A 19,173-nucleotide genomic window follows, 5' to 3' on the forward strand; every position below is an offset into this window, starting at 1 on the left:
GCCTCGCGGATCATGGCCGCAGCACATACGGTGGACTCATGAGTCGAGTCATCATGCTCGTGTTGGGCGCCCTGTTGGCGCTCTTCGTGCTGTTCAACTTCATCCTGCCCATGGTGGTGGGTCTGCTGAAGATCGCCCTGATCATCGGGGTCGTCGGCCTGCTGGTCTTCATCGCGGTCACGATGGTCGGCAAGTCCTCCTCGCGCTGACATGACGCTGTTCCTGTTCGACCCGTGGCTGATCGCCGTCACCATGATGGCGATCATGCTGCTGGCCGTCTGGGCGGCCAGGATGCTGCCCGTGGCCCGTCGCGAGACGCCGGGCTTTCCGCTGGTCTACGCGCGGCGCACCGCCTTCCAGCGCCAGCGCGACCCCGACGCGGCCGGACGCCCGCGTCCACGAGCGCCCTCACCCAGCCCCGCTTCCGGCTGAGCGGGGCTCGTCACCGAGCCCCGATCCATCTTCCTGATCGAGGGGCTCATGATCGATTCGCTTGTCACGTTCGTCATCGGCGTCGCCGGAGGCGACGCCGCGCTCGCCATCGTGCTGTTCACTCTGGCCGTACGGCTCCTCCTGCTCCCGCTGGGCGTCAGGCAGGCGCGCAGCGCACGAGTGCGCGAACGGCTGGCGCCGAAACTACGCGAGCTGCGCCGGCGGTTCGCGGGTGATCCGCGACGGCTGAGCGAGGAGATGTCCGCCCTCTACGCGAAGGAGGGCACCTCGCCTTTCGCCGGCATTCTTCCTGGGTTGGCGCAGTTGCCGTTCATGTGGTTGATATGGCGGGTCGCCACGCATCCCACCGCGCTGGCCGGGCACGATCTGCTGGGCGCCCCGCTGGGACAACAGGTCGCCGGGGTGATCGCCAATTACGGTCTGATCAGTTGGCCGGTTTCGGTCTTTACAGCGATCATCGTGCTCATGGCGCTGGTGGCCTGGCTGTCCGCGCGTTCGATCCGGGCCTCGATGCCGGAGGAGCAACCGGAGGCGCTGCGCAGGGTCATGCCGCTGCTGCCGTTCGGCTCGGTGCTGGCCGCCGCGGTGCTGCCGCTGGCCGCGGGGCTCTACCTGCTCGTCTCCACGGCGTGGACCGCGGGCGAGCGGGCCGTGCTGGCCGGCCGGCCGCTGAGGGCCTAGCCGGCCTCTCTGAGGGCGTGGACCTGCCCGTTCAGCGTGCCGTCGGGAGCGGGCAGGATCGCCCACACCGTCGTCATGTCACCCTCGTGGCGAACCCCCCAGCTCTCCGCGACGTACTCGACGATGCCCAGCCCTCTGCCCCCCAGCGAGGACAGGGTCGGTCGGCCCGCACGCGGCTCGGTGGCGGCGCCCCCATCGCTCACCGCTACCTCGATGTGATCCTCGTTACGCAGCCAGGCGACCTTGACCATGCCTGACGGCAACGGATGCGCGTGTCGCAGCGCGTTGCTGAGAAGCTCGCTGACCACCAGCACGGCGTCGTCGATGGCGGAACTGAAAACCCCACAATCCCGCAGGTCAGTGCTTAGACGCTGGCGGGCAACGGCGACACTGGACGGCGCGTACGGCAGCAACACCACGCTTGACACACCCACCTCCCCGTCTCCCAGTGCCCCCCGCGGGAACACTCCCCGGTACGACCGAAATGCCCCGTTACTCGGCCCCAGAAACCGCATCCCGATCACAGCTTGTACACATTGGACGATAGATGAGCGCAACCGTGACCACCTCGTTACCGCATCGGTGTGTCGGTTCCGATAGGGGGAGCCGCGGCCAGGACGAGTCGCATCCGGGTGCCTCCTCCGACGCGCGCGTGAGCGCTCACGTCGCCGCCCTGGGCCCTGGCGAGGCTGCGCACGATGTAGAGGCCGAGGCCCACGCCGCCGAACCTGCGGCGGTCGCCGCTGTCGACCTGGACGAAGCGTTCGAAGACCCGATCGCGGTCGTCCGGGGCGATGCCGACCCCCTCGTCGTCGACGACCACGACCACCGAGTCGTCCTCGGGCCAGGCCTCGACGCTGATCAGCCCACCCTTGGGTGAGTACTTGAACGCGTTCTCCAGCAGCTGGCCGAGCACGATGTCGGTGGCCAGCGCGTCGCCCATCACGAGTGGCAGCCCCTCGGGGATGACCACCTCCACCCGGTGCTTGTCGGAGAGCACGGGCAGGCCCAGCGTGGCGGCGTGGATGCGTGCGGCCAGGTCGAAGGACTCGATCCGGACCGGCACCTCGTCGGCGCCCGCCCTGGAGCCGAGCAGCAGGTGATCCATCAGCTGCCCCAGCGAACGGGACCGCTCGGCGATCGTGTGCACGGCGGAGCGGCGCTCGTCGTCGCTCAGTTTGTCCCAGCGCGAGTCGAGCGTGCTGGCGAAGCCGTGCACGATCGTGATCGGGGTGCGCAGCTCGTGGCTGGTCGTCGCCAGGAAGAGGTCCTTGGCCTCCTCCAGCTCCTTAGCCCTGGTCACGTCGCGGAAGTCGATGACGACCTCGCCGGTCTCCTCGATCTCGGCGCTGACCACGTCGAGCCAGCGCCCGGTCTCCATCTGGAAGGTCATCTTCTCGCCCGGCTCGGGCAGCGGGAAGGGCAGCGGCCCGCCCAGCACGGCCTCGCCGGGCAGCGCGGTGAGCTCGGCCGCTGCGGGATTCCACCGGGTCACCAGGCCCTCGCGGTCGAGCACGGCGATGCCGTCGGCGCTCGCGTCGAACACCGCCTGCTCATGGGCCCGCTGGCGGACCGCGTCCTGGTAGGCCACGGCGTTGCCCGCGGCGATGCCGGCATGCCCGGCGAGCAGCTCCAGCAGCTCCAGCTCCAGGTGACCGGGCTTGCGCTTGGCGAACAGGGCGTAGAGCGCGCCGTAGGGGCGGCCGCCGACGGCGGCGAGGCCGAGGGCGATCGTGTGCAGCCCGTCGAGCTGGGCCCACACCAGGTCGCCGAGCCCGTCTGATTCGAGCAGGACCGTCTTGCCGGTGCGCAGCAGCCGGTCGACCAGGCTCGTACGGAGATCGGCGGTCGCGCCCCTGAGAGAGTCGGGCAGGTGGTGCGCGCTCACCAGGCGCAGGCGTTCGCCCTCGATGAGCACGAACCCGCCGGCGTCGGCGCCGGTCAGCTCGGTCAGGCTGGCCGCGATCCGGTCGAGCACGGCGGACAGCTCCAGCTCGGCGTTGATGTCGCCGACCACGTCGGTGAGCCGGCGCACCAGCCTGGCCCGGCGTGCCATGCGGTGCCGGGCCGCCTCGTCGGCCTCGGTCAGATGGTGGACGCACACGTAGCCCGCCACCGTGGTGCCCATGAGCAGCGCGCTGGCGTCGACCCGGAGATCGACCACGCTGCCGTCGCGCCGTAACCGCTTGGTGCGGAGGGTCACCTGGCCGCCCGTGCGGACGTGTTCGAGCACCGCGTTGTGCTCGGCGAGCAGCTCCCCCGGCACGATCGGCGCCCTGCGGCCCAGCATCTCGCCGGCCGTCCAGCCGAAGAGCCGTTCGGCCGCCGGATTCCAGACCAGCACGGTCTGGTCACGGTCAAGCGCGATGATCGCGTTGGGCGAACTCGCGAGCGCCGCACGCGCGATCTCGTCGTCACTCCCGGCCCAGTCGTCACCCACACCTCCATAGTGCCTGCGGTGCGGTGCTTCCGTTGGGCGATCCGTCCGATACGCTGCGGTCACGGCCTCTCCGGGCGGGAAGTGGGTGAGGGAATGCCGGGCGGCGACATCGACGCACTGCTCAGGGTCACCTCCACCACCTACCGCGGGGAGGCGCCGCCCGACATCGCGTTCGGCACCTACGACGGGGCCGTGGGCCGGCTGGTCCTCGCGGTGTCCGGCAAGGGCATCGTGGCCTGCAGCTTCGACGACGAGAACATCGTGTTCGAGCGGGTGGTCAAGCATGTCGGCACGTTCATCGGGCCTGACCCCGGGCGGCTCGACCCGGTGCGCAGAGAGCTCGACGCCTACTTCTCCGGCCGTCTCCGGGCCTTCGCCACGCCGGTCGACCTGGCCCTCACCACGCCGTTCGCCCGTACGGTGCTGCAGAAGACGATGGCGGTGCCCTACGGCGCCACCACGACGCTGGCCGAGATCGGCGAGCTCATCGGCCGGCCGCGCGCGCTGCGCGCGGTCGGCAACGCGGTCGTCTCCAACCCTGTGTGCGTGATCGTGCCGTGCCACCGGGTGGTGGCCGGCGAGGCCGTGCTCGGCGACTATCCCGGCGGCGCGGCCGCCAAGCGCCACCTGCTCACCGTCGAGTCGCGCGCCTGACGGCGCCGATCGCCAGCGTCACCAGCGCCGCCACCAGCGCCGCGCCGAGCGCGCCGTTCATCCACGGCTCCCGGGTGAAGCCGATCGCCTCGCGCGCCGCCATCCAGAAGCCGTCCCACTGCTCGATTGTCGGGGTCGAGGTGGTCAGCCAGTAGGCGGCGAAGCCCAGCGCCCAGGGCACCAGCATGGACCAGCGGGCGGGGGCGTCCTCCTCGGTGTTCCACCGCCGAGCGCCGCCGAGCAGGAAGTAGTCGACCGCGAGCACCGCGAACATCGGCACGAACACCGCGCCGATCACGCCCAGGAACGCGCCGTACGACGCCACGTTCACGACCAGCGCGATGGCGGTGGTCAGCACGCCGATGACGACCGAGATGATCCGCCGGTCGACGCGCGGCATCAGGTTCTGCAGCGACATCGTGGTGGAGTAGACGTTCGCGAACGACTGGTCCGCCTCGCGCAGCACGAGGATCGCGAAGAACAGCGCCCCCAGCGGCGCCGCGACGAACGGGCCGAACACCGCGGTGCTGTCGGCGGTCACCGCGGCCGTCCCGGCGATGGCCACCGCGTAGACACCGAGCCCGAGGCAGGCCACCTGGGCCAGTGTGTAGCCGCCGACCACGCCGGTGAACGCGGCCCGGCTCGACCTGGAGTGCCTGGCGAAGTCGGCGGCGATCGGCACCCAGGAGACCGACAGCGCGATCACGTAGTCGACGGCCGGCGCGAACGCCGTCCAGGAGCCGCCGTCCTGCGGGGTGGCCTCGCCCAGGAACTCCACCGCGAACCAGATCAGCGAGATGATCACGGCGACCGTGACGTACCGGCGCAGCAGCCGGATCGAGCCGAGCGGCCAGATGCTCAGCGCGGTCGTCAGGATGCCGGCCACGACCACCCACACCGCGTACGGCACGGCGTCACCGAAGATGGCCATCGCGCCCATGGAGATCACCCAGAGCTCGAAGGCGCCCCAGCCGATCATCTGCACGATGTTGAGGACGCTCGGGATGTAGGAAAGCCTCGCCCCGAACAGGCCGCGGAGCAGCACCATCGACGGCCGGCCGGTCTGCGTGCCGGGGATGGCGGCCAGGCCCACCATCGTGGTGCCGATCAGGCTGCCGACGAGCGCGGCCACCAGCGCGGCGGTCACGGTCAGCGGTGCGTCGCCGAGGGGGTTGAGCAGGAACAACGCTCCGGAGAAGCCCAGCAGGCTGACCGCCAGGTTGGCCCACAGGGCGCCCTGGTCAAGAACTCCGAGGGTCTTGGGGGGCTCTCCGTCGAGGGTCAGCGGAACTTCGTCGACGACAGAGGACATCGCACTCTCCCTACGCCGGCATTACCCGGACAGGTTCATGCGGTCGGCGACGGCCTCGGTCACCCTCTCAGCCCGGTACGCCCCGAGCTCCCGCGATCTGTGTAATTTTCAACCGGGATTATGCCATCGATCACGCCACGATGGGAGAGCCCCCGGTCTCGCTGACCATCGTCCGCCGGGCGAACTCCCACGACCGCATGCCGCCACCGACGTTGACGGCCTCACGGCCGAGCTGGTTGAGCCACGCCGCCACCTGCAGCGACCGGGCGCCAGACCGGCAGATGACGTAGACCTTCCGGTCTTCGGGCACCTCGGCGACCCGGGCCTGGATCTCGCTCATCGGAATGTGGACGGCCTCGGGCGCGTGACCGGCCACCCACTCGTCCTGCTCGCGCACGTCGAGCAGGAAGACGTCGGCGGGCAGGTCGCGTGCCTCGATCTGGGGAACGTTCATGCGTCCATCATCTCGCGCCTGGCGTCGTAGTCGGCGCGGGCCCGGGCTATCTCCTGCTGGTGCTCCTCGGTCCAGATGACCAGGGCTTTGATGGTCTGGTGCAGGGTGCGGCCGAGCGGTGTGAGGGCGTAGTCGACGCGGGGCGGCACGACGGGGTGAACGGTGCGGCTGACCAGGCCGTCGCGTTCGAGGTGACGCAGGGTGACGCTGAGCATGCGCTGGCTGACGCCGTCGATCTCGCGGCGGAGCTGGGTGAAACGCAGGCTCTGGCAGTCGAGCAGGGCGATGACCAGCAGCGACCATTTGTCGGCGACGCGATCGAGGATCTGCCTGACCTCGCAGTCCTCTCTGGTGTCCCACTGCTTGACGTCGTAGTCGTCGGCGGTGCTCTCGCAGTAACCGAGTGACTTGAAAGTGCCGTCTTCCATGGAACCTCATGCTGTCGCAGGATGCTCCTGGTTACAAGAGATAACCGACCCAACTACAAGTAACCGGGGGTTGAACCATGCCTGCGACCGACCGACTGTCCGGGCGCGCACTGGGCGCGCTGCTGGTCCTGTGCGGAGCCATCTTTCTGGAAGGCATCGACGTCGCGATGCTGAACGTGGCCCTGCCGTCGATCAGGGCCGAGCTGGGGCTCTCCACCGGCATGCTGAGCGGGGTGGTCAGCGCGTACGTGCTCGGCTACGGCGGGTTCCTGCTGCTCGGCGGCCGGGCGGCCGATCTCCTGGGGCGGCGCAGGATGTTCCTGCTCTGGCTCGGCGTCTTCCTGGTCTTCTCCGGGCTGGGCGGGTTCGCGACGGAGGGGTGGATGCTGCTGGTCGCCAGGTTCGTGACCGGGGTGGCCGCCGGTTTCATGACGCCCGCCGGGCTCTCGCTGATCACCACGACGTTCGCCGAAGGCAGGCAGCGCAACCGGGCGCTGCTGGTCTACGCGGGCACCGCCTCCGCCGGGTTCGCGCTCGGCCTGGTGATCGGCGGGTTGCTGACGGCGATCGGCTGGCGCTGGGTGTTCTTCGCGCCGGTCGTCCTTTCGCTGGTGATCCTGCTCGTCGCCATCCCGGTGCTGAAGGAGCCCGCGGGTGACCGCCGCCCCGCGGGCGGCTTCGACCTCGCCGGGGCCGGGTGCGTGACCGGCGCGATGATGCTGCTGACGTACGGCGTCGTACGGCTGGAACACCCGGGTGAGGGCCTGGCGCTGACCGCCGGCGTCTTCGCGGTCGGGCTGGCGCTGCTGGCGGCGTTCGCGGTGATCGAGCGACGGTCGGACGCGCCGCTGGTGCGCCTCGGGCTGCTGCGGTCGGGCCCGCTGGCGCGGGCCAATCTGGCGGCGCTGCTGCTCACGAGCGCGTTCTTCGGCTTCCAGTTCCTCGTCACGCTGTACCTGCAGGAGCTGCGCGGCTGGTCCGCGCTCCAGACCGGCCTCGCGCTGATCGCCGTGGCCGCCGACGTGGTGCTGGCGCCCCTGCTCACTCCCTGGCTGGTCAACAGGTACGGCACCGCCCGGGTGATCCTCGGTGGACTGCTCGTCGGGCTGGTGGGCTACGGGTTGTTCCTGGGAGTCGGCCTCGACTGGACGTACGCGGCCATGCTGCCCTCGATGCTGCTGATCGGCACCATGTTCGCGTTCGTCTACGGCCCGCTCACCATCGCCGCCACGGACGGCGTCGCCGAGCACGAGCAGGGCCTGGCCGGTGGCCTGATCAACACGTCCTTCCAGTTCGGCGCCGCGCTCGGCCTGTCGGCGGTCACGGCCGTCAACGTGGCGGTGCTGGGCGCCGGCGACTCCGCTCAGGCCGGGCTGGACGCCATCCGGGCGGCGCTGGCCGTGCCGGTGGCCGCCACGCTGCTCGCCGTGATCGTCATCGCCGTCGGAGCGCGCGAGCGCGCCGCTCCGCCCTCGGAGCGGCTGGCCGTCGAGGTGTGACTACTTCAGCAGGCGGGACAGGCGGCGGTCGGCGAGCGGCTTGCCGCCCGTCTGGCAGGTGGGGCAGTACTGCAGCGCCGAGTCGGCGAAGGAGACCTCGCGGATGGTGTCGCCGCAGACGTCGCAGGGCTGGCCGGCGCGGTTGTGCACGCGCAGGCCGGACTTCTTCTCCGCCTTGAGGTCCTTGGCCGCCAGCCCGTGCGCGCGCTCGACGGCGTCGCGCAGGGTGGTGACGATGGCCTCGTGCAGGTCGGCGATCTGCGCGTCGGTGAGGGTGGCCGCGATCTTGTACGGCGACATCTTCGCCGCGTGCAGGACCTCGTCGGAGTAGGCGTTGCCGATGCCCGCGATGATCTTCTGGTCGCGCAGCAGGCCCTTGATCTGGGTGCGGTTGCCGTCCACGATGCCCTTCAGGGCCGCCACGGTGAAGGATTCGTGGAGCGGGTCGGGGCCGAGGGCCGCCACGCCCGGCACTTCGTCCGGATTTTTCGTGACATAGACGGCGAGGCGCTTCTGCGTCCCCGCCTCGGTCAGCTCGAAGCCGGGCGCCAGTCCCTCGTCGTCGGGCGCGAGCCGTACGCGTACCGCCAGCGGGCTCTTGCCGGGACGGACCGGCTTGGCGCCCGAGAGGTCGTCACGCCAGCGCAGCCACCCGGCACGGGCCAGGTGGAAGACCAGGTGGAGGCCGTCGCAGTCGAGGTCGAGGAACTTGCCGTGCCTCGACACGCCCGTGACGGTCAATCCGCCGAGCGCGCTGACCGGCGGATCGAACGTCTTGAGAGCCTGGAACGCGACCACGTCGACGCCCAGGATGGTGCGGCCCACCGCCTGCTCGCGCAGGAACCCGGCCAGCGACTCGACTTCGGGAAGCTCCGGCATGTCACCAGGGTACGGCGCGCACCGCACTGTCCACAGCCTGTGGAAATCTTCCTAGGGCACGTCCCAGAACGCCAGCTCGTGCGCCATCCCCTCGACGAACAGGGCCTCGGCCCGCGCCGGATCCGGAGCGGCCTCGTCGATCATCTCGCCGATCCGGCCGGTCAGGGCCGCGAAGCCGGGATCGGCGTAGGTGTCCACCCAGGCGCGGTATCGCGGCTCAACGGGCGGATTCTCCGCCAATATCCGGCCAAGCGTCGAATAACCCCACATACAGGGATAAAGCGCAGCAAGCCCCTCCGCATAGTCCGCCGCCGACTCCAACAGGAACGACGTGTACGCCGCGCACGCCGGCCCCTTGCGAGCTCCCTCCAGATCGGCGCCGAACCCCGCCGACAACGACCGGTGCAGGTCCAGCTCGTCGTGGAAGGTCGCGTGGGCCAGGTCCACGAGATCGCCCAGGTGCGCCGCGGGCGCCTGCCAGGCCAGCCGCGCGAAGACCCGTACATAGTCGTGCAGGAACAGGTAGTCCTGCTCCAGCCAGGACCGAAACACCTCCTCGGGCAGATCACCGCGCCCGATGCCGACCACCGTGGGATGCGCCAGTTGGGCCCGCAGAAGCGGTCGTCCGACCGCGTGCAACTTCTCCGCAGTACTCATGAACCGCACGTTAGTGTCAAAGGCATGAAAGTCACGATCGCGGAGGAACTGCTGCTCCTCGCCTACAGCGAGGATGAGGGCAAGCAGCTCATCAGCGCCACGCAGCTCGACGCCGCGCTCGGCGGCGCCATCCTCGCCGAGCTGGCCGTCAACGAGCGGATCAGCCTGTCGGACGCCAAGGTGTCGGTCCTGGACCCCACGCCCCTCGGCGACGAGGAGCTCGACGCGGCGCTGGCCCGGATCGCGGCCGAGAACAAGGAGCGCAAGCCCGCCTGGTGGGTCCAGAAGCTCTATTCCGCCACGCTGCGCAAGCGCCTGCTGACCAGGCTCGCAGAGGCGGGCGTGCTGGCCGAGGAGCGGGGGAAGGTGCTCGGCGTCTTCCCGACCACGCGCTGGCCGGAGGCCGACGGCTCGGTCGAGGCCGACGTCAGGGAGCGCGTGGCCGGCGCACTCGGCGGCGCCGACCCCGACGCCCGCACCGCCGTGCTCGTCGCCGTGATGCACGCCTCCAAGCTCGACCGCAAGGCGTTCCCCGGAGCCGACAAGGAGCGCGTCAAGGAGATCGCCGAAGGCGCGTGGGCGGGCGACGCCGTGGCCACGACCATCGCGGCGATCAACTCGGTCATCATGATCGCCGCGACCACCGCGGCCGTCACCGCCACGATCAGCTAACGGTTGATCGGGCGGTGTGGCGACAGCCCACGCCGGGCCTCAGCCCGCGTCGATGATCTCCTTCGGCACCGGCTTGTCCTCGGCCAGCGCGTTGAAGAGACCGAGTGCCTTCTCGCGGTCCCACTTGACCGCCGTGCCGCCGTCGACGCTCTCGTTGCCGCCGAACGGCACCACCGTGGTCACCGGGCTGTCGCCCATGGCCAGGCCCAGCGAGAGCATGTCGAACGCCCCTGTGCCCTCGTCGACCAGAACCGCCTCGGTGGCGCTCATGGCCAGCGGGATGGAGGTGAAGGGGTTGATCAGGACACCGGGGCTGGCCGCCTTCTTCACCACGGCCGACAGGAACTGTCGCTGGCGCTTGGTGCGCTCGAAGTCGGGCAGCGCACCGCCCTTGCGGGTGCGTACGTAGCCCAGGGCCTGGTCACCGGTCAGGACCTGCTTGCCCTTCTTCAGTTTGAGCCCCGCCTTGGGGTCGTCGACGGCGGCGCGGACGTCGATCTCGACCCCGCCGACCGCGTCGACGATGTCCACGAAGCCGGCGAAGCCGATCTCCATGTAGTGGTCGACCCGTACGCCCGTGACGGTCTCGACGGTCTTGACCAGCAGACTCGGCCCGCCGATGGCGTAGGCGGCGTTGAGCTTGTGCCGGCCCTTGCCCGGGACGGTGACCGCCGAGTCGCGCGGCAGGCTGACCAGTGTCGGCTTGTCGCCGGCGTCGGAGATGTGCAGCAGCATCATCGAGTCGGTGCGCTGGCCAGCCGCACGGCCCGTGGCGAGCTTGCGGCGCTGGGCGGCCGACAGGCCCTTGCGGCTGTCGGAGCCGACGAGCAGCCAGTTGGTGCCCGGGGTGTCGGCGACGCGGCCCTCGTAGTCGTCGAGCGCGTTGTCGATGCCGCCCAGCCGTGAGTCGATCCAGAAGAACAGGCCGACGGCCGTGACCAGCAGCAGTGCCACCAGGACGGCGACGATCCTCAGGATCACGCGACCGGACGGCCGTCGTCGCGGTGGCCGGGGGCCGGAGGGAGCCTGCTCCTCGGAACGCCGCAACGGCTTCACCGGGCCGCCACCGCCCGAGCGTTGCCTGCCGTACACGCGCCCGCCGGACCGAGGAGGGTCGCCGGCGGGCGGCCCCATGGGGGAGCCCCCGGGCGGCGCGGACGGGCGCTGGTGCGCGGGCGCACCGCCGGACCGCAGGCCGCCGTCCTGCCGGGGGGGCAGCGGGCGGCCGTCACCAGGCGAGCGCATGGCCCGCGTCCGCTCGTCCTCAGACACTTCGCTCTTCTTCCCCTCTGTTGCCATAGACGCTACGTCGATCCATCGTCCAGTGAAGACCCGTCATCAAGGTTTTCCCACGGAAAAGTACGCACAGCTTGCACTTGGCCACTCCGGAAACATAGACGCGTTCCCAGTCGTTACGTTTGTGGACGACTTCTAGCGAAAGGATGATCGTGTCCGCCTCGGACCCATGGAGTAGTCGCCCGTGCACGAGCACGGGTTCCCCTGAGAGCTCACTGCGGTGAGCGCTTATCTGGGCTTGCTTGCCCTCTTTCTTCTCACCGCCGCGACCGGCTACTTCGTCGCCCAGGAGTTCGCCTACGTGGCCGCCGACCGGGCCGTCCTGCGTGAGCAGGCCGCCGCCGGCGACAAGGCCGCGGCCAAGGCCCTTCAGGTCACCTCCCGCCTCTCGTTCATGCTCTCCGGCGCGCAGCTGGGCATCACGGTCACCGCGCTGATCGTCGGTTTCCTGGCCGAGCCCGCCATCGCCACCCTGGTACGGCCCTGGCTGGTCGACGCCGGGCTGTCCGAGGGCGTCATCGCCGGACTGTCGGTGACCATCGGCGTCTTCGTCGCGACCGTGGTGCAGATGGTCCTGGGCGAGCTGGCGCCCAAGAACCTCGGCATCGCCCGGCCGGAGCCCGTCGCCAAGTTCCTGGCCTCCTCGACCCTGGTGTACCTCGCCGTCGTCGGCCCCGTGATCCGCCTGTTCGACTCGGCGGCCACCGGCCTGCTCAGGCGCGTCGGCATCGACCCCGTCGAGGAGGTGGAGCACGGCGCGACCCCCGAGGAGCTCTCGCGGATCATCGCCGAGTCCACCCAGGCGGGCGAGCTGCCCCCGCGGCTGTCGGAGCTGCTGGAGCGGGCGCTGGAGTTCGGCGACCGCATCGCCGAGGAGATCATGGTGCCCCGCCCCCGCGTCGTGGCGCTGCGCGACTCCCAGTCGATCTCCGAGCTCATCGACGCCATGCGCGAGTGCGGCCACTCCCGCTACCCCGTGCTCCGCGACGACGGCGACGTCGTGGGCGTGACCGGCGTCCGCGAGTTGCTGGCGTCCGGCCTGGAGGAGGGCCGGATCAGTGACGTCACCCGGTCCTCCCCCATGGTGCCCGACTCGCTGCCGCTGCCCGCGGTGCTCGAGCAGATGCGCGCGGCCAAGGACGACATCGTCTGCGTCATCGACGAGTACGGCGGCCTGGCCGGCGTCATCACCATCGAGGACCTGGCCGAGGAGCTGGTCGGCGAGCTCGTCGACGAGAACGATCCCGAGCCGGCCGGCGCGGTCGAGCGGCCCGACGGCGTCTGGGACGTGCCCGGCCGCCTCCGGCTGGACGAGGTCGAGCGGGCCACCGGCATCGCGCTGCCCGAGAGCGACGACTACGACACGCTCGCCGGGCTGGTGCTGGCCAAGCTCGGCCGGCTGCCCGACGCGGGTGACACGGTGATCGTGCGCACCACGCCCGAGACCGACCCGTTCGTCGAGAACGACGACGAGCACCTGGCCGAGCTGACCGTGCTCTCCCTCAACCGACGGGTGCCCGACTGGGTGCGGCTGGCCCCGGTGCGACACGCGGAGGTCACCCGATGACGCTGATTCTGCTCAGCATCGCGCTGCTGCTCTTCAACGCGGTGTTCGTGGCCGCCGAGTTCGCCTTCGTCTCCTCCCGGCGCCACCGCCTGGAGGAGATGGCGAGCGGCGGCAACCGCCTGGTCAGGTTCGCCGCGAAGTCCGCGGTGGGCGGCGGCCGGCGGCTGTCGCTCATGCTGGCCGGCGCGCAGCTCGGCATCACGCTCTGCACGCTGGGCCTCGGCTTCGTCACCGAGCCCGCGATCGAGCACTTCCTGGAGCCGGTCTTCGGCGCGATCGGCGTGCCGGAGCCGCTGCAGGTGCCGATCTCGCTGACCATCGCGCTGGCGCTGGTGACGTTCCTGCACATGGTGATCGGCGAGATGGCGCCCAAGTCGTGGGCCCTGACCCATCCCGAGCAGGCGGCCATGATCCTGACGCTGCCCTTCCGCGCCTTCGTGTGGGTCATGAGCCCGCTGCTGTCCACGCTGAACGGCCTGACCAACCTGATACTGCGGGTCTTCGGCGTCCAGCCGCGTGACGAGCTGGCCACCACCAGGACCCCGCGGCAGCTGGCCATGCTGGTCGGCGAGTCGGGCCGGATGGGCCTGCTCGACCGGGAGGAGCACGACCTGCTCACCCGGGCGCTGCGGCTGCAGGCCGAGGGCATCGAGCGGCTGATGGTGCCGATCGACCGGGCCGTCATGGTCCCCGCGTCGGCCGACGCGACCCGCATCAGGGAGGCCGCCCGGGACAGCGGCCACCTGCGGCTGCTCGTCGGGTCCCCCGGCGACGTCCAGGGGGTCCTGCACGTCCGCGACGCGCTGCTCCAGCCCGACCGTACGGCCGGCGAGCTCGTCCGGCCCGTGCCCGGTCTGGAAGGCGCCACGCAGGTGCCAGAGGCCGTCACAGCGCTCCAGGAGGCACGGGCGCATCTGGCTCTGGTCACCGGGCAGGCCGGCGCGGTCGTGGGCATGGTGACGCTCACCGATCTGGTCGGCGAGCTGCTCGACACGCGCGCGATGGCGGCCTGACCAAGTCGACGCGCGATAGCGGGCTGGACCCGAGGAATATCAAGAACACACCACCCGGCCGATGGCGATCCGAAAGGACCGCCACCGGCCGGGCCCACATTCCGCACCCGGGCCTGAGCAGGCGGTAGAAGTGGGCTGGACGAGGTCGGCGAGGCACCGGCGGTGATATCGGTCAGGACGGCCCGACGGAGCCCTCCTCGTTGTCCACCAGCTCGCATGCCGCCACGGGGCCGTTGGAGATACGGGCCCAGATGCTGGCGATGCGATCGTCGTCGGAGACGTTGAGCTCGATCACCGCTGTCTGCCCGCGCCCGACCACGCGGGGGTCAATGATGAAGCCGTTCTCCACCTGGCTCTGCGGTGCGGGCGGAACGGCCAAGGGAGCCTCCTGCGCGGACAGCAGGCTCGTACTGCGCGGTTGCGGGCTGCACCGCTTGCCTGACGGGACGAAGTCCACGACCGCGTTCACGCCCATGCGGCTCAGGTCCTCTCGCAGGCCCTCGGGGTCTCTGGCTTCGGTGAACGTGACGTGGATCGTGCCGTCGCCCAGCTTGGTGATGGCGTAGGCGGGCGTGCCACCGATGATCTGGGTGGCGGCGACCACCAGCGCGGCGGCCGCCGTCATCACCGGGATCAGGATCGCCGGGCGGGGCAGCCGAAGCCTGGGCCTGGCTGAGCGGACGGTGTGATGGATCTCCGCCATGACGAACTCCTTGAGCTTCTGGCGCCGCCGTTCCGACAGCACGGGATCCACTTCGGGTAGCACGTTCTCGCCCCACTCGGCGCGCTCGTTCGCGTCCATATGTCAGACCTCCCTCATGACCCGGGTCACGGTCACCTGCTGTGCCGGCCGCGACGGCTCTCGCTCCGCCGTGGCCTTGTCCAACTTCCGCCGGGCGCGGGACAGCCGGGATTTGACCGTGCCCACCGAGACGCCCAGCGCCTCGGCGGCTTCGGCGTGACTCAGCTCCGAGCCGACGACCAGCGAGATCACCTCCTGCTCCGCACGCCGCAGCTGGGCGTAGGCCCGCCGTAGCGCGGCCACCCGCTCGGCGTCGTCCAGCCGTCCCGCCACCTCTTCGGCGAAGTCGGCGACTTGGTCGTTTCTCGGCATCCGGGCCAGGGCGTTGTCGTACCGCCGGGACGCGCGCCTGGTGTTGCGCGCCACGTTGGTGGCGATGCCCAGGAGCCAGGGCCGCAGGCTGCCGCCGTCCGCGTCGATGCGCCCACGCAGCCGCCATGTCTCCAAGAAGGTCAGGGACATCACGTCCTCGGCGGTCGACCAGTCGCCCGTCAGCCGGAAGGCGTGGTTGTACACCGTCCGGGCGAACTCGTCATAGAGCTGTCCGAACGCGTCAGCGTCCCCGTCCCGGATCCGGGCTCGTGTCACCATGTCCATACTCAAGACCTGTTCGCAGCCTGCTCGGGGTTCCGAGATTTTCCGGACGAGTTCAGATCATCGCCAGAGCGACGCTGGGGGGAACACGGGAGGCCCGTACCGCCGGGTAAATGCCGGCGATCAGGCTGACGGCGAGCGTGGCGGCCAGGGTGCCGCCGATCACCCAGGGCGGCACCACCGCGGGCCACCCCTGCATCAGCGCGTACGCCATGGTGACGAGCACCCCGATGACCAGTCCGCCGCCTCCGCCGATCACCGACAAGATGAGGGATTCGGTGAGGAACTGCATGCGGATCTGGCCCCGCGTGGCGCCGAGCGAGCGGCGCAGGCCGATCTCCCGCCGCCGTTCGAGCACCGAGATCACCATGGTGTTGGCCACCCCCACACCGCCGACCAGGAGCGCGACCGCACCCAGGCCGAGGAGCAGGCCGGTGAACGTGCCCGCGGCGGCCGCCCGGGCCGCGAGCGCGTCCGACGGCCGGGAGACCGCGACGTGTTCGGGGTTCTCCGGGTTCACGGTGCGTGCCAGCAGGGCCCGTACGGCCTCCACCGACTCCTCCGCCGACCGTTCGTAGATGGTCGTCGGGTGCCCGTCGAACTGGAAGTACTTCTGGGCGGCGGCGAACCCGATCAGCGCGGAGCGTTCGATCTCGGGAGCCAGCGGCATCGGGCCGAGGATGCCGATCACCGTGAACCACCGGTCGCCGATCCAGACCCGCATCCCCGTACCGGTGACGCCGAGCCGTTCCGCGGCCACCGAGCCGAGCACAACCGCGGGATAGCGTGCGGTGGCCTCGTTGAGCCAGGAGCCGACCCGCACCTGACCGTCGAGGGTGGACAACAGGTCGAAGGTGGCGGCCTGCACCGTGATACCGCCGGTCAGTTCCTTGGGGATCCGGTCGGTGCGCCGGATCGCCACCGCGATGGTCCCGGTGGCCCCGGCATGGCGCACCGCTTCCACCTCACGCACCATCGCGACCGCGCGGGCGGGCAGTCGCGCCTCCTCGCCCGAGAAGGTGCTGCCCGCCTCCACGCGTAGCAGGCCGGTGCCGAGCCGATCGAGTTGCCGCATGAGCTGTTCCTGTCCGGAGGCCGAGATGCCGATGACTGCGATCATGGTGGCGATGCCGATGGCGATGCCCAGTGCCGACAGGAACACGCGGCCTGGCCGGGTCCGCAGCCCCGCGCCGCCGACCCTGAGGACATCGCGCAAGCGCAGCCGCGACGGCGCGGGAACAGTCGTGCTCATCACGCCTCCCCCGGGCCGCTCTTGATCAGCGCCGCCACCTGCCGATGTCCGGCGCCCGGCCCGTCATCGGAAACGATGCGCCCGTCACGCACGCGCACCCGGCGCGGAGCCCAGGCGGCGATCTCCGGGTCGTGGGTGATGACGACCACCGTCGTGCCGTCGGCGTGCAGATCGCGCAGCAGGCTGAGCACCTCGGTCCCGGCGGACGAGTCGAGGTTGCCGGTCGGCTCGTCGGCCAGCAGGAGCGGCGGGTCGCCGACCACAGCGCGGGCGATGGCGACGCGCTGCTGCTCTCCGCCGGACATCTGCTGGGGATGGTGGCCGAGCCGGTGGCCCAGACCCACGCGCCGCAGCGCCTCTTCGGCCCGGGTCCGGCGCTCACGCAGCGGGCGTCCGGAGTACAACAGCCCGTCCGCCACGTTGTCCAGCGCCGACGTGCCGACGGCCAGGTGGAACTGCTGGAAGACGAACCCGATGCGGGAGGAGCGCAGCCCGGACAGTTGCCGGTCCGACAGCTCGGCGACAGAGAAGCCGTCGATTCTCACGGTGCCCGAAGTCGGCCGGTCCAGGGTACCGATCAGTTGCAGCAGCGTGGACTTGCCTGAGCCGGACGGGCCGACGATGGCCACCAGCTCGCCTTCCTCGACGATGAGGTCCGCGCCGCGCAGGGCGTCCACGGAGCCGTTGTAGCGCTTGGTGATGCCATGTGCCTCGATGACCCTTCTCACGACGCGGGCACCCTGACCTTCGTCCCGGCCCGCAGCCCTGGTGCCGAGACCTCCACACGGCCGCCGCCATAGGCTCCGGTCCGCACGCCCACGGTCCGCCGGGCCTCGCCCGGCTCCACCACCTCGATGCCGAACCCTCCGTCGCGTAGCGCCAGCAGAGCCTCGATCGGCACGCTGAGGACGTCCTCGCGGCGCTCACTCTCCAGCGTCACCGTGACCGGCGCCTGGTCCTTGTCGAATGCCCTGCCCTTCTTCCCGCCGCTCAAGGCGATCTCCACGTCCACAGTGCTCTCCTCGCCCTGCTGAGAGGCGGACGCCTTCCGTACGACGGGGCCGACGCGGATCACCTTTCCCTTGACGGTCTTGCCGCCCGGCAACTCGGCCGAGACCTGGGCACCCTGGCGGACGAGGTCCTGTCTGTCGACGTCGAGGTCGAGACGCACGACCTGCCGCGTACTGGACGCGGTGAGCACCTCCGTGTTCGGCCCCATGAGGTCGCCGACGGCGGCCGTCACCCTCGTGACCCGCACCGTGCCGGGCAGGAACACCACCTGGGAGGCGTCCACCACGCCGGTCCTCTTCCACCCCCGGTCCTTCTGCCAGGCCCGTACGGCCTGTGCCGTCGCATAGGAGAAATGCCGGTCGACCGTCATGTCGTCGCCGTATCCGAGCGCCTTGAGGCCTCTTTCCAGTTGCAACACGTCCGGCCCATCGGTGACCCCCTGCCGGAGCGCGCGGTAAAGCGGCACCTCGCCGCGCATGAGCACGGTCCAGCGCCGGTCGGCGGCGAACAGGGCTCCGCCTTGCCTGATCGTGGCCTCCGGCCGGGGCACCCAGGTGATCATGCCGGCGGCGCCGGTCCTGATCCGGCGTTCTCCGGTGAAGGTCAAGGTGCCCTCCACCGACACGGTGTCGACGAGATCACCTCGTATGACCTCGGCGGTGGCCACGGGCACGGCCTGGGCCACGGGCGTCTCCCGCCCACCGGTGAAGGCCATCGCCGCCCCCGCTGCCGCGGCGAGAACCGCCACGACGGCGGTCGCCACGACGGAGCGCTTCACTGGCCACCGGCCTCGGCGGAGCATTCCTTCATCGCCGCGTCGAACGTCGCCTGATCGCCGCCGTTGAAATCGGGGCCGGGCATCTTGCCGTCGGGGCCCGGATCGGGGAAGTCGATGCCGTGTCCTCGCATGCACTTCGCGAGCCGGGTCATGCGGTCGAGATAGGCCGGGTCCTTTCCGTCGATCGTGTTGGCCACGCCCTGCATCTCCTTCTCGCACGCCTTGCCCGCCTCCTCGGGAATCTGCGTTCCGCCCGCGGGAAGCTGCTTGGGGTCGTCGGGGAAGCTCTTGACGCCGTGCTCGCGCAGACACTTGGCGTACTTGAGGTAGGAGTCGTTCGCGGCCGAGGTCGTGGGGATCCCCACGGCGTCGCCGCCGGCGGGCTGGGCGCTGCCGCAGGCCGTGGTCAACGCCAGCAGGGGAACCGTCAGCAGGAGTGCGACTCGTCGCATGGGGTGCGCTCATTTCCGGCCAGGGAGCGGCTTTCGCTCCTTCGCCCCATGTCCTGTCCGCTGCCTCCGCCGGGTTCCCGCCTTTCTCGGCGCCGGACCCCTCGACACGCGCGATGGCGGCCTGAGCAAGTCGGTGCGCAATAGCGGTCTCAACCCCAGGAATGTGGTCAAAAACACACCGCCCGGCCGATAGCCATCCGAAAGTGGACTGCAACCGGCCGGGCCTACATTCCCGCACGAGGGCGTCAGCCGTACACAGGTTCTTGGAAAAGAAGAAGC

General features: G+C 70.4%; 22 protein-coding genes and 1 riboswitch. Of the genes, 8 read left to right on the plus strand and 14 right to left on the minus strand.

Going from position 1 to position 19,173, the window contains the following annotated elements; all coding sequences use genetic code 11:
- Window positions 1-38 precede the first annotated feature (38 nt).
- Genes AC5L3X_RS08300 through AC5L3X_RS08310 form a run of 3 tightly spaced genes read left to right on the plus strand, consistent with a single transcriptional unit; the run spans window position 39 to window position 1,134 of the window.
- Complete coding sequence (locus tag AC5L3X_RS08300; RefSeq protein WP_189127457.1) at window positions 39-209, plus strand: hypothetical protein; 171 nt, start codon at window positions 39-41, stop codon at window positions 207-209.
- A gap of 1 nt (window position 210) precedes the next feature.
- Window positions 211-432 carry a DUF6412 domain-containing protein gene (locus AC5L3X_RS08305; RefSeq protein ID WP_494856134.1) on the plus strand — a complete coding sequence of 74 codons (222 nt, stop codon included), beginning with the start codon at window positions 211-213 and terminating at the stop codon, window positions 430-432.
- Between the two features lie 48 nt (window positions 433-480).
- Window positions 481-1,134: a YidC/Oxa1 family membrane protein insertase gene (locus tag AC5L3X_RS08310; RefSeq protein ID WP_494856135.1), complete on the plus strand. Its 654-nt coding sequence runs from the start codon at window positions 481-483 to the stop codon at window positions 1,132-1,134.
- Here AC5L3X_RS08310 and AC5L3X_RS08315 read toward each other — a convergent pair.
- Both AC5L3X_RS08315 and AC5L3X_RS08320 read right to left on the minus strand, forming a co-directional pair.
- Window positions 1,131-1,562 (minus strand): ATP-binding protein, encoded by a 432-nt coding sequence (locus tag AC5L3X_RS08315; RefSeq protein WP_225264016.1) that lies wholly within the window; start codon window positions 1,560-1,562, stop codon window positions 1,131-1,133. The two genes, AC5L3X_RS08310 and AC5L3X_RS08315, sit on opposite strands and share 4 nt — an antisense overlap.
- A 143-nt stretch (window positions 1,563-1,705) precedes the next feature.
- A complete protein-coding gene (locus AC5L3X_RS08320; protein ID WP_494856137.1) occupies window positions 1,706-3,574 on the minus strand; it encodes a PAS domain S-box protein in 1,869 nt (622 codons plus the stop codon).
- Window positions 3,575-3,667: 93 nt separating this feature from the next.
- On the opposite strand from AC5L3X_RS08320, the gene AC5L3X_RS08325 reads away from it, so the two are divergent.
- The gene (locus AC5L3X_RS08325; RefSeq protein ID WP_189127371.1) at window positions 3,668-4,228 is read left to right on the plus strand and encodes a methylated-DNA--[protein]-cysteine S-methyltransferase; all 561 of its coding nucleotides are present in this window, start codon (window positions 3,668-3,670) and stop codon (window positions 4,226-4,228) included.
- On the opposite strand, the gene AC5L3X_RS08330 is transcribed toward AC5L3X_RS08325, so the two are convergent.
- From AC5L3X_RS08330 to AC5L3X_RS08340, 3 genes are all read right to left on the minus strand, one after another.
- On the minus strand, window positions 4,206-5,540 hold the full coding sequence (locus tag AC5L3X_RS08330) for a purine-cytosine permease family protein (protein ID WP_494856138.1): 1,335 nt from the start codon (window positions 5,538-5,540) through the stop codon (window positions 4,206-4,208). The two genes, AC5L3X_RS08325 and AC5L3X_RS08330, sit on opposite strands and share 23 nt — an antisense overlap.
- A riboswitch (TPP riboswitch) is annotated at window positions 5,531-5,644 on the minus strand. It overlaps the preceding gene by 10 nt.
- 26 nt (window positions 5,645-5,670) lie before the next feature.
- Window positions 5,671-5,994, minus strand: coding sequence for a rhodanese-like domain-containing protein (locus tag AC5L3X_RS08335; protein ID WP_494856140.1), 324 nt, complete (start codon window positions 5,992-5,994; stop codon window positions 5,671-5,673).
- The gene (locus AC5L3X_RS08340) at window positions 5,991-6,422 is read right to left on the minus strand and encodes a winged helix-turn-helix transcriptional regulator (RefSeq protein ID WP_189127368.1); all 432 of its coding nucleotides are present in this window, start codon (window positions 6,420-6,422) and stop codon (window positions 5,991-5,993) included. Before AC5L3X_RS08340 ends, AC5L3X_RS08335 begins: the two co-directional genes overlap by 4 nt.
- A 77-nt stretch (window positions 6,423-6,499) precedes the next feature.
- On the opposite strand from AC5L3X_RS08340, the gene AC5L3X_RS08345 reads away from it, so the two are divergent.
- Window positions 6,500-7,921 (plus strand): MFS transporter, encoded by a 1,422-nt coding sequence (locus AC5L3X_RS08345; RefSeq protein ID WP_494856142.1) that lies wholly within the window; start codon window positions 6,500-6,502, stop codon window positions 7,919-7,921.
- Here AC5L3X_RS08345 and AC5L3X_RS08350 read toward each other — a convergent pair whose 3' ends face one another.
- Both AC5L3X_RS08350 and AC5L3X_RS08355 read right to left on the minus strand, forming a co-directional pair.
- Window positions 7,922-8,800, minus strand: a complete 879-nt coding sequence (locus tag AC5L3X_RS08350; protein ID WP_494856144.1) for an Fpg/Nei family DNA glycosylase — start codon at window positions 8,798-8,800, stop codon at window positions 7,922-7,924.
- 51 nt (window positions 8,801-8,851) lie between these two features.
- Window positions 8,852-9,457: a TenA family protein gene (locus AC5L3X_RS08355; RefSeq protein ID WP_494856146.1), complete on the minus strand. Its 606-nt coding sequence runs from the start codon at window positions 9,455-9,457 to the stop codon at window positions 8,852-8,854.
- Between the two features lie 24 nt (window positions 9,458-9,481).
- Here AC5L3X_RS08355 and AC5L3X_RS08360 point away from each other — a divergent pair, with 24 nt between their 5' ends.
- A complete protein-coding gene (locus tag AC5L3X_RS08360) occupies window positions 9,482-10,129 on the plus strand; it encodes a GOLPH3/VPS74 family protein (RefSeq protein ID WP_189127364.1) in 648 nt (215 codons plus the stop codon).
- Window positions 10,130-10,168: 39 nt separating this feature from the next.
- Here AC5L3X_RS08360 and AC5L3X_RS08365 read toward each other — a convergent pair whose 3' ends face one another.
- Window positions 10,169-11,401: an LCP family protein gene (locus AC5L3X_RS08365; RefSeq protein WP_225264014.1), complete on the minus strand. Its 1,233-nt coding sequence runs from the start codon at window positions 11,399-11,401 to the stop codon at window positions 10,169-10,171.
- 244 nt (window positions 11,402-11,645) lie between these two features.
- Between AC5L3X_RS08365 and AC5L3X_RS08370 the strand changes: the two genes are divergently transcribed.
- Both AC5L3X_RS08370 and AC5L3X_RS08375 read left to right on the plus strand, forming a co-directional pair.
- A complete protein-coding gene (locus AC5L3X_RS08370; RefSeq protein ID WP_494856147.1) occupies window positions 11,646-12,992 on the plus strand; it encodes a hemolysin family protein in 1,347 nt (448 codons plus the stop codon).
- Complete coding sequence (locus AC5L3X_RS08375; protein WP_494856149.1) at window positions 12,989-14,005, plus strand: hemolysin family protein; 1,017 nt, start codon at window positions 12,989-12,991, stop codon at window positions 14,003-14,005. Before AC5L3X_RS08370 ends, AC5L3X_RS08375 begins: the two co-directional genes overlap by 4 nt.
- 172 nt (window positions 14,006-14,177) lie before the next feature.
- Here AC5L3X_RS08375 and AC5L3X_RS08380 read toward each other — a convergent pair whose 3' ends face one another.
- The 6 genes from AC5L3X_RS08380 to AC5L3X_RS08405 are packed head-to-tail and all read right to left on the minus strand — an operon-like array spanning window position 14,178 to window position 18,894.
- The gene (locus AC5L3X_RS08380) at window positions 14,178-14,807 is read right to left on the minus strand and encodes a hypothetical protein (protein WP_494856150.1); all 630 of its coding nucleotides are present in this window, start codon (window positions 14,805-14,807) and stop codon (window positions 14,178-14,180) included.
- Between the two features lie 3 nt (window positions 14,808-14,810).
- On the minus strand, window positions 14,811-15,398 hold the full coding sequence (locus AC5L3X_RS08385) for an RNA polymerase sigma factor (RefSeq protein ID WP_225264012.1): 588 nt from the start codon (window positions 15,396-15,398) through the stop codon (window positions 14,811-14,813).
- Between the two features lie 58 nt (window positions 15,399-15,456).
- A complete protein-coding gene (locus tag AC5L3X_RS08390) occupies window positions 15,457-16,653 on the minus strand; it encodes an ABC transporter permease (protein WP_189127359.1) in 1,197 nt (398 codons plus the stop codon).
- Window positions 16,653-17,381 (minus strand): ABC transporter ATP-binding protein, encoded by a 729-nt coding sequence (locus AC5L3X_RS08395; protein WP_189127358.1) that lies wholly within the window; start codon window positions 17,379-17,381, stop codon window positions 16,653-16,655. Before AC5L3X_RS08395 ends, AC5L3X_RS08390 begins: the two co-directional genes overlap by 1 nt.
- Entirely contained in the window at window positions 17,378-18,442 is a 1,065-nt protein-coding gene (locus AC5L3X_RS08400) for a peptidoglycan-binding protein (RefSeq protein ID WP_494856153.1), read from the minus strand. The genes AC5L3X_RS08395 and AC5L3X_RS08400 overlap by 4 nt, the downstream gene beginning before the upstream one ends.
- Complete coding sequence (locus AC5L3X_RS08405) at window positions 18,439-18,894, minus strand: hypothetical protein (protein WP_189127356.1); 456 nt, start codon at window positions 18,892-18,894, stop codon at window positions 18,439-18,441. Before AC5L3X_RS08405 ends, AC5L3X_RS08400 begins: the two co-directional genes overlap by 4 nt.
- Window positions 18,895-19,173 lie beyond the last annotated feature (279 nt).

The organism is Nonomuraea sp. CX421 (assembly GCF_059358955.1).